The sequence below is a fragment of the Salegentibacter sp. UBA1130 genome (assembly GCF_002311535.1).
GTDB classification, from domain to species: domain Bacteria; phylum Bacteroidota; class Bacteroidia; order Flavobacteriales; family Flavobacteriaceae; genus Salegentibacter; species Salegentibacter agarivorans.
Genome location: NZ_DCAP01000024.1, coordinates 40,809 through 56,157, shown reverse-complemented (window position 1 = coordinate 56,157; position 15,349 = coordinate 40,809). Strand labels below are relative to the sequence as shown.

Genomic DNA, 15,349 nt, shown 5'->3' with positions numbered 1-15,349 from the left:
ACAAACAGTAACTGTAGTTGATAAGCAAGCACCAGTTAAACCATCATTACCAGATATCAGTTGGACATGTGGTAAAGAAATTACGGATTTCCCAACAACTACCGATAATTGCGACACAGAAATTACTGGAACCACCGGTGATCCTCTTGAATTTGATTCTTATGGAGAATATACTATAACCTGGACTTTTACTGATTCAGCAGAGAATTTTGTAACTGCGGAACAATTAATTTCTATCCCTGAACCTACTGTGGAAATTCCGGAAATTGATGGCAACGAATATTGTAATACAGAAGAAGTTCCCGGCGTAATTTTTACCGGAAATGACTTAGCAAATAAAAAATACGAATGGTTCTACGACACCGATATTAATGCAAATATTGGCCTGGCTTCAAGCGGAAATGGCAATATTCCTGAATTTTCAGCAATTAATAATACTAGTAGTCCAATAGAAGTAAAATTCACTGTAATTCCATTTGGGGGAAATTGTGAAGGAGAAGAAAATTATTTTTTTATTACAATTAACCCTACTCCCTCTGTTACTACACCCAACGATATTGAAATTTGTGAGGGCGAGACAGTTAATACTATCGATCTTTCCGGTTTTTCGGTAACGGGAAGTACCGTGGAATGGACTAACGATAATCCAAATATAGGTCTTGGTGCTTCGGGCACCGGGAATATCAACCCATTTACAGCAAATAATAATACCGACGAGCTGCAAATAGCGACTATTTCAATAGTACCATCGGCCAATAACTGTGTTGGCGAAATACAAACTTTTACTATAGAAGTTAAACCAAAACCTGAATTAGAAACGCCTGTAATCCCTGAACTATGTAACGCTGCGCCCACTGAAGCAATACCTTTATTGGGTAATGTTACAGGTATTACTTATGATATTTCAGGAGGTTCTACTATAGGACTTTCCAACCGAACCAACGTTACAGAGATTCCTGTTTTTACCCCGGTAAATAATTCAAATATTCCACGAAATACTACTCTCACCATTACTCCAAAGGCTAACGGATGCATCGGAGAGCCGGTTGAAATTGCTGTAACTGTAAAACCTAGTCCGGTGGTAGATGCTTCATTTACCAATCAAATTTGTTCAGGAGAAATAACAGATATTTCATTGGCAAGTGCTGTAGCCAACACAGGTTTTACCTGGACGGTTGATGCCCCGGCAGGTATTGAAGGCGCAATAAATGGAAGTTTAGCCGGAGAAGGAACAATTGAACATGAACTTACTAATAATACTTCCCAGCCCCAAAATGTTACTTACAGAATTAGCCCCGAAGCAGAAGGATGTACAGGATCAACAATTCCGGTTGTAATTACGGTAAACCCAACGCCGGAGTTTGAAATAAACCTACCTGAGTGTGTATCAGCAGTTGACCTTACAGATACTGCAATTAAAACCAATAACTCCTTAAATTATACCTACTGGGAAGATGCGGAAGCTACCATAGAAATAAGTAATCCCACTGAAGTTAGTTTGGGCACTTATTATATTAAAGGTGAGAGTACACAGAGCTGTTCAACCATAGAAGAGGTTATTATTAGCCAGATTACTCCTGAACTAATAAGTTCAACTGCAATTAATGAAATATGTTCTGATGCTGCATTTTCTTATGAATTTGATAGTAATATTCCTGTTAAAAATTATTATTGGGTTCGAAGAGAAAGAGAAGGAATTAATGGAACTGAAAGCGGCGAAGGAAATATTGAAGATATATTGACTAACAATTCTGAGGTAACTATTACCGTAGAATATGAAGTTATAATTGAGGCAGAGAATGGTTGTGTTATAGGAGAAGAAAATCCTATTATTCTTGAAGTCCCTGTAAGTCCCACTCCTAATTTATTAGGTGATAAAAGCTTTGAAGTCTGCAGCGGTCAGGAGTTTACCACCAATAACAGTTTAAATATTTCCAACTCTTCAATTTCTTGGGAAATGGTACCAAAAAGTGGTATAAGCGCTTCACGGTCTTCTGGTCAAGGTGTAATTAGCACAACCTTAACCAACTCCACTGAAAATAGAATAAATAGAGTTGAATTCGTATATAATTTCGCTTACGGAAATTGTAACCCCAAAACGGAAAGTGTCTTTATCGATGTAAAACCTGCTCCAAAAGTTGAGGCTGGGGTTTCTATGTCAAATCAATCCGAAAATGATGCTGTACAGGAAATAGAAATCTGTTCCCCTTCAAGCCCTTCTGAAATTAATGATATAAAATTATATTCCAGTTCTACATTAAATCAGGAAACGGCTGAGCCTATATCTTTAAATTATAGCTACGAAAATGGATTGCAAGGATGGTCAGGCTCAAATTGGATGAGAGGTTCAAATGGTTCATTGGCTTATGAGGATTGTTTTGTTTTCTGGGGCAATAGGTATTGTTTCAACCGTCAATTTTTTAACACACGAAATGGCAACAGATTCTTGTTATTAGACGCAACCAATAATATTAACAACCGTTGGATCTCTAGCCCAGCTATTAACACAGTGGGCCAAAGTAACGTCCGATTAACCTTTGATCACTATTTTAGAAATTCCAATGGTAGAGGTTTTATAGAATACTCTATAAATGGTGGAGGTAACTGGCAGCGTATTGAACAGAATCATAGTTATAATAATCCACAAGGTTCTCCAGGAAACTTCACTTCTTCAGGGGAATTCGCTCTCCCCTCGGGGCATGAAAATCTAATACTGAGATTTCGTTATAATGGCGGTGGAGATTACAGAGATTATTGGGCGATTGACAATTTAAATATTACGAGTGAATCAGCAACTAGTTCTTCTGTTCACTGGACACGTTCTGATGATCCCCAATGGCTTATTGAAGGTAAACCAAATTTACTCCCTGAAGATATTGGTCAGCTGAGTGAAACTACAGTTTTCACTGCTACTTACACTTACGATATTGAAAATGAAAATATTTGTAATCAAGGGAGTAATTCTGTAAAAGTAATTATAAAAGAACCCTTACAACCAACAATCGTAGCTGATTATTGTGTGTTCGAACAATCAAATAAAATAAGACTGTCTGCTGATCAGAATTATGACAGCTACAGGTGGGAATCTGGAGGTGAAACAATATCCCATAATTCCTCCATAGATATTAGTTTAGCCCAGACTTACACTTTATACGTTACCAGGGATGGCTGCGAAGCCTCCACATCTCTAACTCCAAGTGAGAATTTAGTTACAAATGGAGATTTTGAAGATGGAAATACCGGCTTTAATACAGTTTATAGGTATGTTCCTCCGGGTGGGGATTTATACCCCGAAGGAGATTATGCTGTTGATGATAATGCCAGGGATTATCACAACGATTTCTACGGTTATGGACATGGGGGTTCCGGGAATTTCATGATCGTAAATGGAGATCCAAGCCAAGGTAGCGTAGTGTGGCAAACAGATCCTATAGCCATTTCTACTGACACAGACTATTATTTTAGTGCCTGGACTTCCAACTTAGTTGCCCGAGAAGAAGCAAGGTTAAGATTAATTATAACATTACCTGGACAAAACACCCCCCTAGCTGAAAGTAATTTGGGGGATCTTACTGGTTTAGCTCGAGGTGAATGGATTCAATTTTATAACCCCCAGGTATGGAATTCTGGTTCTAATACTCAAGTTGTACTCAAAATTGTTAATGAAAATCCAGTAAGAGATGGCAACGACTTTGGAATAGATGATATTTCATTTTCAGCCTTTAGATCTTTTGATTTCGAATTTATCCCTGAAAATAATGGCCCCATTTGTGAAGATGAAACTATAGAATTGGCAGCAAACCTGGATGGCGGTAGGTTTCCTATAACATTTAACTGGACGGGACCAAACGGATTCACTAGATCAAAAACTATAAATGAAGAAAGTGAGCGTGTAGCGGCAGATACAATTCAGATCCCGAACGCTACAGCTGAAATGGCAGGGGAATATTCTTTACAAATCACCGATTTCTATGGCTGTAATTTAGAATCTAAAACTACTACGGTAGAAGTAGTTGAAAAAGCCGTGGTTTTTGCCGGCGAGGATATGGAAATTTGCTCCAACGAACCGATTATAGATCTTTCTTCTGCTTCAATAACGCATCCAAGCATAAATTCAGGTTTCTGGAGCACGGCAGCGGGAGATAATTCCAGATTTACAGATCCTAACATAGTCAAGACTACTTATAATCCAAATGAAGAAGAAATTGCTTCGGGCGAAATAGAATTAATATTAACTTCTAATGAAGACCCCGGGGCGGTTTGTGAAATTGTAAGTGATACTATAAATATTATTTTCAATATTAGTCCGGAATTGGAACTCATTTCGCAAGATGCAAGCTGTTTTGAAGGAGATAATGGTGAAATAGAAATCAATATAATTGAAAATACCGGCACAGCTCCATTTACATTTCTCTGGAGTGATGGACAAACAGGAAGAATTGCAGAAAACCTGATAGCTGGAGATTATTATGCCGATGTAACCGATGCTAAAGGATGTACAGTAAGAACAGACACGATTACAATTCAGCAACCTGAAGAATTGATTGTAGGAGCTCCGATTGAATTGGAAGAAGCATCCTGTTTTGATGATTTTGGCGCTGTAGTTTCCATACCTGTAAGCGGAGGACTTTTTGCTGAGGAAACGATTGATCCTGAAAATATTCCTTACATACTTGACATACTAGATGCTGAAGGAAATCAAATTAATTTAGGGCAGGAACAGATAAATTATGATATAGCGACAGAACGCTTTATAATTTCAGGACTGCAAGGCGGAAAAGGATATACCTTCCTGGTAAGTTCCAGCGAGAATTGCGCTGCTGAAGTTAAAACCTTCACAACCCTTACTCCTCCTGAAATAAACGCTGGGGAAATTCCTGAGATTTCCGAATGTGGTATAAAAACACTTTGGCTAGCTGCTTCTCCTATAGATCCTGAAATAGGCGCGGGCTCCTGGTCTTATAATAATGGAGAGACTGCATTACTTGGAGATCCTAATAATCCAAACACCAGTTTTACAGGTCAACCGGGACAAACATATACGCTTACCTGGAGTGTTTCTTCTGTTGCAAATGAAAGTTGTAGTGTGACCGATGAAATTGAGATCACCTTCCCTCCTTCCTGTAGTCAGTTAAATTTTGATGGAATTGACGATTTTGTAGATTTAGGAGACCACTATAATATTAATTCGAGTTTTTCTATTGAAGCCTGGGTAAAACCACATTCAATTTCAGGCACAAAAACTATTTTGTCTAAAAGATCTGCAGACAGTATGAATGAAGGCTATGATCTTTTTCTTAATAATGGTTCCCCAACATTCCGGGTTAATAATAAGAGTGTAGTTTCAGTAAAAAAAATAAATACAAATCGTTGGTATCATATTGCTGCGGTTTATAATCAGGGTTCAGCTCTTAAATTGTATGTTGATGGAATTGAAATTCAAACAAATACTACAAATATTCCTCAATCAATAGGAGCAACCGAGACCCCTGCGCTTATTGGTGCTGCTTTTACCCCAGATAAAACTATAGAAAGTAAAGATCACTTTGAAGGTTATATTGAAGAAGTTAGACTTTGGAATACAGCAATCTCAATCGAACAAATAAGATTCTTTATGAATCAACGTCTTGAAAAAGATGGTGCAAACGTAAGTGGTACTGTACTCGGAAATAATTTAAACTTACCAAACGCCCCGGAAAATGTTCTATGGACCAATTTAGTAGGTTATTATCAGCTTCTTGCACAGAGTGATCTTATTAGCGATGGATTTACCGATAACCTTGGTAGTGTAGGTGAATCAGCCCATGGATTATTGAAAAACATCCAGGAAATGCAGGAAAACACCGCTCCGGTTCCATATATCCTTTACACCAGTGGACAAGAATGGTTTAAGGAGACAACCTGGGACTTACCTACACAAATAGATGGTAAAAATATAACTAAAAGAGATGTCTGGGATCCACCCAGCAGTCAGGGGATTGATAATAGCAGAATAACCTGGAATATCGTAAAGCTTTCTGAAGATATAGAAAACCCGGCTACTCAAAATAACCAAAATAATATAAGCCTACTGGGTTTAATTTCTGAAAATGGAACGCTCAATATGAAAGGTGAAAATAATATGGGGGGAAGCCAAACCGGGTTCGGAACCGGAAATGCATTAACTATTACCCATTATCTGGAGCTAAACGGTTATATTGACCTTAATGGTGAATCTCAATTAATACAAACAGAAGGCAGTGAAATTAGTGGTTCCGGCGGCCTGGAACGGGATCAACAAGGTACCGCAAGTAGCTATAATTATAATTACTGGAGTTCTCCTGTTTTACCAACTTCTAATAGCCAAAACTATAAAGTTAACCAGGTGATGAAAGACGGGTCTACCGTGGGCACAAAAGACTTCCAAAGTATCAATTTTAAATGGTCGCATACCCACGCCGATGGTCCAAAAGCAAGTCCAGACCCCATTAAAATAAGTGATTATTGGATTAATGCCTTTAGAGCCAGGAAAGCCAACGAATATAGCCAATGGGAACAAATTGGAAGCTATACCGCTTTAAAACCCGGCGAAGGCTATACTATGAAAGGGACAACGGGAGATGCAAGAATAATTGATATGCAAAATTATACTTTTAGTGGTTTTCCGAATAATGGAACTATTGAAGTTAGCGAAATTCAGCAGGGACAAAATTATCTAATTGGGAATCCTTATCCCTCTGCGATTAGTGTAGAAGAATTTATATTGGATAATATTAAAGATAGCGGAGGGCGTAATGAAAAAAATCTTTTAAATGGAGCCGTTTATTTCTGGGATCATTTTGGGGGCCACACCCATTACCTGTCACAGTACGTGGGCGGCTACGCTGTAAGAAATTTAATAGATGGAGTTGCGGCTATTTCCAACGATTCCAGGATTAATGCTTCCGGCGCTCAAAGCACCAAAAAGGCCGGACCATATATTCCAGTAGGCCAGGGATTTTTTGTAAACACTACCCTGGATACCCAGGCTGAAGATATTGATGACTTTGGGTCGGGAAATATTGTTTTTAAAAATAGCCAACGTGCTTTTGTAATGGAGCGAGGGCAAAGTTCTTCTTTCTTTCTAAAACCACTCGATAATACTAAAACCAGTAAAAATACTGATGAAAAAAGTGCAGATAGCCGTTATAAAATAAGACTAAAGTTTCATTCTCCTACCGGCTATCACCGGGAAATTTTGGTGGGCGCAGATGCCAGAACCAGCCAGGGCTTCGATCTCGGTTTTGATGCCCCTTTAATAGATAAAGGCAAAGAAGATATGTATTGGGTAGTTGGGGAAGGCAATTATGTAATCCAGGGTGTACCTCATTTCAACCTTGACCAAAGGTTACCTTTGGGTATTAAAATTGCCGAAGAAAAAGAGTTCAGTATAGAAATTAGTGAATTACCTAACCTTCCAGATATTATAGAAATCTATTTGCGTAACAATAGTGACAGTACGTATCACGATTTACGAAAGGAAGCTTTTAAAGCTACTTTACCTGCAGGAGAATATAAAGATTTATATGAAATTGTTTTCCAGGATTTAACCAGCACTCGAAAAGATAAAGAACCCGGGGAAGGACCTGTAGATTTTTATTATTCCATGGAGAACAGGGAATTTGTAATTAACAACCCTGAAATTCATAAAATTGAGCATATAAATATTTACAATATTGCAGGCCAATTGGTAGATCAGCATTTTGGAATACCAGACATTAAAGAAATTTATATTCCGCAGAAAAAATCCTTAAGCACCGCCGTTTATATCGTAAAAATCTTTACTAATGCAGGAGATTATGCCAAAAAAGTAATTATTAGAAAAGACTAAATTTCTTATTAATATATTCCTGAACTACTTTTTTCTCATAGAGTAATCCTAAATTACTTATCGGTTTTTAGACGCTATTTTTTATCCTAAATCTGATTTAATTAATCATTTCCCACTTAAAAGAACAAAAATTGAGCTCTAAAGACGTTACTCTCTGAGAGCTTTTTTTATTGAAGGTAGTAGCCAATCTACTTACTACTAAAATCAAATTTCAGAAATTAATTAATAGCTATAGATTGAAAATTATTTAAAAGAGAAAGATTTTTCCTACATTTAGATATTATTTATTCTTCCAAATGGTCTTTTGTCTGATATTAAAGGTTTTATATCTGTAATTTTGGCTTAAAATCCTGTTAAAATAGATTTATTATATGTAATTTTATCCTCTGTAATAATACAGTCGCCTATGGGTAAAATTACTCCCCGGTTTTTTTTTATAGCACTAATTTCTGGTTGGTTCCTACTCTCCGGAAATACGCTATTGGCTAATATTACATATGGGCCCGAGAAGCCTGGTTTAAAAGAAAAACAACAAAAGAATTTATTTTTCGTCGGCTTTTTATTAGAGCTTGCTCCCTCTATTACTTTAAGCGAAAATACTCCCGCAAATTGTAGCGATGCCCAGGACGGCGCATTAAATATTGATGTTTCCGGCGGAGTTTCTCCCTATTCGTATTCCTGGAGTGGACCGAATAATTTTTCGAGTACTAACCAGAGAATCTCCGGTCTTGCTCCCGGAAATTACACTGTAACGGTAACCGATAGTAATGAAGATACAGCTAATGCCAGTTTTACCGTCGAATTTGAAGACCTGGAAGCTCCTACCGTTAATTTGAGAAATATTGAAGTTGAATTAGATTCGAACGGTTCTGTTTCAATTCAGGCGAGTGATATTGATAATGGTTCTTCAGATAACTGCGGAATTGATCAAATCGCCATAAGTAAAACAAATTTTAGCTGTACTGATGTTGGAGATAATACGGTAAGCCTAAGCGTAACTGATATAAACGGAAATACCGCTACAAAAGATGCTATCGTTACAGTAAAGGACAATATTGCTCCGAATGTTATCTCGCAGAATATCACCGTTCAATTGGATGAAAACGGTACTGCGATTATAACCGCAGATCAAATAGACAATGGCTCTACTGATGCCTGCGGAATTCAATCAACTTCACTGGATATTTCCACATTTGATTGTACTGATATTGGTGCGAATACCGTTACTCTTTCGGTGACCGATAACAATAATAATACGGCAACAAAAAATGCCACCGTTACCGTTGAAGATAAAATTACTCCTCAGGTAATCACACAAAATATCACCGTTCAACTTGATGAAAACGGCGCTGCCAGTATAACCGCAGATCAAATTGACAATGGTTCTACTGATGCCTGCGGAATAGAATCAACTTCACTGGATATTTCCACATTTGATTGTACTGATATCGGCGCGAATCTTGTCACTCTTTCGGTAACCGACAACAATAATAATACGGCAACAAAAAATGCCACCATCACCATTGAAGATAATATTACGCCTCAGGTAATCACACAAAATATCACCGTTCAACTTGATGAAAACGGTACTGCAAGTATCACTGCAGATCAAATAGACAATGGTTCTACTGATGCCTGCGGAATAGAATCATCTGTCGTGGATATTTCCACATTTGATTGTATTGATATTGGTGAGAATACTGTCACTCTTTCGGTGACCGATATTCATAATAATACGGCTTCAAATACAGCTATAGTAACTGTAGAAGATAAGATAAAACCAGTTTTACCCACCTTGTATGACATTACCTGGGGTTGTGAATATATTGTGGAAACTCCTGTTGCAATTGATAATTGTGGAGGTGATATTACCGCTGAAGCTAACAGATCTACCACTTTTACTGAAACCGGTTCAATTATATGGACTTTTACTGATGCTTCAGGAAATTCAGCGAGTATAGAACAAAATATTACTATCAACCAAATAGAAGTAAATGTTCAGGTTGATGATATTTTATGTAATGGGTTTGCATCGGGCGAAGCACAGGCCATTGTTACCGGTGGAGTTGGAGAAATTACTTATGATTGGGGAGAATTAGGAAATGGGGCAGTAAAAGATGGATTAAGCCCGGGTACCTATTCGGTTACAGCTACAGATGTAAATGGATGTTCTGCAACCAAAGACTTTACCATTACTGAGCCAGATAGTTTTATTGAAATAACCAGTATCAGTATCAACAAAGGATGTTTTGAAGAAAATAACGCTTCAATTACTGTTGAAGCTCATGGAGGAACGGGGCAATTAACTTACAACTGGAGTAATGGACAGACTGGGGCTACGATTAGTAATGTAAACAATACAGCTTCTTCCAATAATCTTTCATTAACAATTACCGATGAAAATGGATGTTCTATTGAAGAAACTATTACAGTCTACCCGCCAGAAGAATTAGTAATTACAAATATTGTTGATACTGAAACTAATACTTTTGGTTCTGCTACCGGAACTGCTACTGCAATTATTGAAGGCGGAACAGCTAATTTCGAATTTCTATGGTCTGATGGGCAAACAGGGCAAACGGCAAGTAACCTGGCTGCCGGAACGTATAGCGTGGTAGTAACTGATGCCAATGGATGTACCGATGAAGAAACGATTACCATAATAGACCCGCTGGAAGCTAGTATGATTCCAACTTCCAAATGTTTAAGTGATGAAGGCGGATTAAGAACTTCAACTTTTCAACTCGATTCTGTTCAGGGAGGAATTGCACCTTATACCTATAAATGGGATTTTGGAGGTGAAACTGCAGAATTTAGTGATACCAACAATCAAACTGAAGGTCCCGGAGTACACGTAGTTAATTATTTAGAAAGTGCAGTCTATCCTGTTTCTCTGACAGTTACAGATTCAGTTGGGAATGAATACACTGAAGTATTTAACCATTACGTAGGTGAATGTTTTGAACCCTGTGGACAAACGGAGAATTTAGATTTCGAATTAGATACATTTTATATCGGGAAAGAGGACGGCAGCCCACTTACGGGTGCCGAATGTGCAAGTTACAGTGGAAAGCGCTATATATATCTTCGTATAGAAAAAAATGCGAATGCATATAATCCCTCAATTGAATTTATTTATTCAATATCACAGGGTGGAGAATTTATTTCTGAAGAAAGAATTACTGGTTGTATAGATATAGGGAATGATAAAATACCCTCACTTTTCAGAATTGGAGAAATAGAAAATTGGTCTTGTGGAAATGCTATTACTCTGGAAAGTTTTTATATGGATTGGACCAATAATGCTAATAAAAAATGTGGGGATGTTCGCCAAAGAATGTGCGTATCAACTAACGAAAACGATGAAATTCACTTTCCTTTATCGGCAAGAATAGAAAAAATTAAGAATTTTTGTTATGGAGATGAAAAAGGATCAATAGAAATCATACCAACCGGCGGTGTTGGCACCTACCATTACGAATTACAAAATACGCTAACCGGCGAAATTTATGGTCCTAAAGACACCCGAATTTTCCAAAATCTACCGGCCGGAACTTACAAAGCAATGGTTCATGACGATAATGAAACTTATACTGTAAATAATATTATCATTACCCAACCCGAAAATGCACTTTTACTGGAAGAAATAGACCAGACACCCTTAGTATGTTTTGGAGGAAGTAATGCTACTGCGACGGTAAAAGCTTCTGGCGGCACAGCTCCATACACTATAGTTTGGGATCATATTAGTCAAACTTCAACAGAAACTACAGGTACCGCTAATAATCTTTCTGCTGGCACTTATGCAGTAAACGTGGTTGATGCCAATGGTTGTGAATTTAGCACTGAAGTAACTATTGCCCAACCTGAGGAATTAATTGCCAATGCAGGAGAAGACAAGACTTTAGAATGTGGTGTAAATCAGGTAAAATTAGGGGCTGTTTTTGAAGGCTACACGAATCCCAGAACGCAAGAGGAAGAATTTGGAACCTGGCGAATTATTAATGGCCCCACGGGAGCGGTAATTTCAGATCCAAACAATCCAGAAAGTCTTCTTACCATTACAACAACTGGAACCTATACCCTGGAATGGACTATCCCCTGTGGAAGTAAAGATAGAGTTAAAATAATTTTCAGTAACTGCAGCACTATAGATTTTGACGGAGTTGATGATTATATAGATTTTGGAAATAATCTTAATCTTACCTCAGGATTTACCTTAGAAGCCTGGGTAAAACAAGATCAAAACGCTACCACTTCAATAAAAACTATACTTTCTAAAAGGGATAATGCCAATCTTAGTACGGGAGGATATGATTTAATTATTGAAAATAACACCCCTAAATTTAGATGGAATAATGAAGTTATTTCATCAACTCACCAAATTGATTCAGACCGCTGGTATCACATTGCGGTAATTCAGGGTGGAAATGATGCCGGAATATATATTGATGGTATTAAAACTGGTGAAAGTGCTCCCGGCATACCCAGCAGTATTGATAATAGGTTTCTAATTGGAGCTATGAATGATAATACTTTAAAACCTCTTCCCTCTCACTTTTTCCACGGTTGGATTGAAGAAGTTAGAATTTGGAATACTTCTTTAAATCTGGAGCAGCTTAAATTCATGATGAACCAACGAATCAAGAATAATACGAATGTTAGAGGTGAAATAATACCTTTAGATGTTCCAAATAATTTAAAGTGGGAAACTCTAAAAGGATATTACAGGCTTATAACCTCTGAAGCTACCAACGGTATTACCAAAAACAAAATACCAAATGGTATTGACGGCCGATTAAAAAATATCCAAAGTACACAGCAGAATACAGCGCCCCTACCATATATTGCAACCGGTGGTGACTGGTGGAACATCAATTCGTGGAAACAACCCCAGGTATGGGATACTCCAAACAGCGCCGGTGTAAATGGTGAGCGAATTAACTGGAATATTGCCAGGTTAGATGGCAAGACCTTAACCAATGCCCCAACTACTGATAATTCAAATAGTATAACTTTATTAGGGCTTTTAGATGATGGAGGTTCTTTAATTATGAATGGCACCAACCATACTTCGGGCAATGAATTATATATTAGTCGTTACCTCGAACTAAACGGCCATATAGATCTTAATGGCGAATCACAATTAGTACAACCCGAAAACAGCCAGATTAGTGGTTCCGGAAACCTGGAGCGCGATCAACAAGGTACTGCAAGTAGTTTTAATTATAATTACTGGAGTTCCCCGGTAATTTCAGATCCTACAAATACTACTTATAAAGTAAACCAGGTTATGAAAGATGGTTCTAACCTGGGAACAAATAAATTTCAGAATATCAACTTTAAATGGCCACACACTCATGCTGATGGACCAAAAGCCAATCCTATTAAAATAAGTGATTACTGGATTAATGCTTTTAGAGCCAGGGCAGCCAATGAATATAGCCAGTGGGAACAAATTGGTAGCTACACCGCTTTAAAACCAGGCGAAGGCTATACCATGAAAGGAACCGAAAATATAGATATTACTGAAGGAAAACTTCAAAATTATACTTTCAATGGTTTTCCAAATAATGGAATAATAGAAGTTAGCGAAATTAGATCGGGACAAAATTACCTACTGGGTAATCCTTATCCATCTGCCATAAGTGTAGAAGAATTTATCTTAGACAATATTAGGGATGGTGAAGGCCGTAACGATAAAAACCTTTTAAATGGAGCTGTCTATTTCTGGGATCATTTTGCCGGTAAAACCCATTACCTGGCACAGTATGTTGGCGGCTACGCCGTACGCAATTTAATAGATGGAGTTCCTGCCGTTTCTACCGATTCCAGGATAAATGCTTCGGGTGATGAAAGCAACAAACGTCCTGGCGCCTATATCCCTGTAGCTCAAGGATTTTTCGTAAATACTACACAAGACCCTCAAGCAGGAGGTTTTGGTAGTTTTGATACGGGAAATATTATCTTTAAAAACAGTCAACGTTATTACGAGACAGAACAGAGCCAAGAAATTTCATTTTTTCTACAAGCTCGGGACAATTCAAAATCTAAGCAGGAGACAGAAGGAAAAAGCGAGGATGGACGATATAAAATAAGGTTGTTGTTCCGTTCTCCTACCGGTTATCACCGGGAACTTCTTGTTGGCGCAGACGCCAGAACCAGTCAGGGCTTTGATCTTGGCTTTGATGCCCCATTAATAGATAGAGGCCCTGAAGATATGTATTGGGTCGTAGGGGAAGGAAAATATGTTATACAGGGTGTGCCCCACTTTAATTTAGACCAGGTGCTGCCTTTAGGCTTTAAGATTGCCGAAGAAAAAGAATTCATTATAGAAATTGGAGAGCTTGAAAACCTACCGGAAATCACCGAAATTTATTTACGGGATAATAGCGATAGCACCTATCATGATTTACGGAAAGAGGCTTATAAAGCTACTTTACCTGCAGGGGAATACCAGGATTTATATGAAATTGTTTTTCAGGATGTAACCTCAACCAGGGAAGATAAAGAACCCGGCGAAGGGCCTATTGACTACTTCTATTCAATGGATGAAAGAGAATTTGTGATTAGCAATCCCGAACTTCATGAAATTGAACATATCAATATATATAATATCACAGGTCAATTAGTAGATCAACACTTTGGAATACCAGATATTAAAGAGATCCATATTCCGCAGAAAAAATCTTTAAGCTCGGGAGTTTATATTGTAAAGATTTACACGAGTGCAGGCGATTACGCTAAAAAGATAATTATTAGAAAAGACTAAGGTTTATACTTTAAAGGAAGATAAACCACTTTTTTAGTGTCGTAGAATTCTTCCTCAAAATAATCACGGAGTTCATAAATTCTCGCCTTCGGATAATCGCGAAGTTCTACGGTGAGATCTCCGCCTTTAAGGTAAAGTATTCCGTTTTTGAGTTCGTGCTGACTTTTCTTCGCAATTTTTCCTTTAGTCCAATGCACAAAAGTAGGCATCGCTGCCACTGCCCTGCTTACTATAAAATCGTAGTTTCCTGAAATCTCCTCTACCCTGGCGTTAGTAGTTTTCACATTGGTAAGTTGTAAGCCTTCTACAACTTCGTTTACTACTTTCATCTTTTTTCCTATAGAATCTACTAAATGGAAATTGGTTTCCGGAAATAATATAGCCAACGGAATTCCTGGAAATCCGCCGCCTGTGCCTACATCTAAAATATTTGCTTCCGGATTAAATTGCTGAATTTTTGCAATTCCCAGAGAGTGTAAAACATGCCTGAGATAAATTTCATCTATATCCTTACGCGAGACCACGTTAATTTTAAGGTTCCAGTCTTTATAAAGCGATTCCATTTGCGCAAATTTCGCAGTTTGGTCATCGGTTAAATCGGGGAAGTATTTTTTTATTAAATCCAAAGTTTTCACAATTTCCGCAAAAATACATAATTTGGTGCTGAATTTGCAGCCTATATTAATACGGTATAGATTATAGATTAACTATTTAAATATTTTACCTTT

The 15,349-nt window shown here is 37.7% G+C and carries 3 protein-coding genes; 2 read left to right on the top strand and 1 reads right to left on the bottom strand.

Going from position 1 to position 15,349, the window contains the following annotated elements:
- Both B4F31_RS09690 and B4F31_RS09685 read left to right on the top strand, forming a co-directional pair.
- Positions 1–7,849: PKD-like domain-containing protein (locus B4F31_RS09690; RefSeq protein WP_286761219.1), on the top strand; the 7,849-nt coding region annotated here is incomplete at its 5' end.
- 406 nt (positions 7,850–8,255) lie between these two features.
- The gene (locus B4F31_RS09685; RefSeq protein WP_286761218.1) at positions 8,256–14,621 is read left to right on the top strand and encodes a LamG-like jellyroll fold domain-containing protein; all 6,366 of its coding nucleotides are present in this window, start codon (positions 8,256–8,258) and stop codon (positions 14,619–14,621) included.
- Here the strand turns inward: B4F31_RS09685 and rsmG are convergent.
- Positions 14,618–15,247 (bottom strand): 16S rRNA (guanine(527)-N(7))-methyltransferase RsmG, encoded by a 630-nt coding sequence (gene rsmG / locus B4F31_RS09680; protein ID WP_286761217.1) that lies wholly within the window; start codon positions 15,245–15,247, stop codon positions 14,618–14,620. The two genes, B4F31_RS09685 and rsmG, sit on opposite strands and share 4 nt — an antisense overlap.
- Positions 15,248–15,349 lie beyond the last annotated feature (102 nt).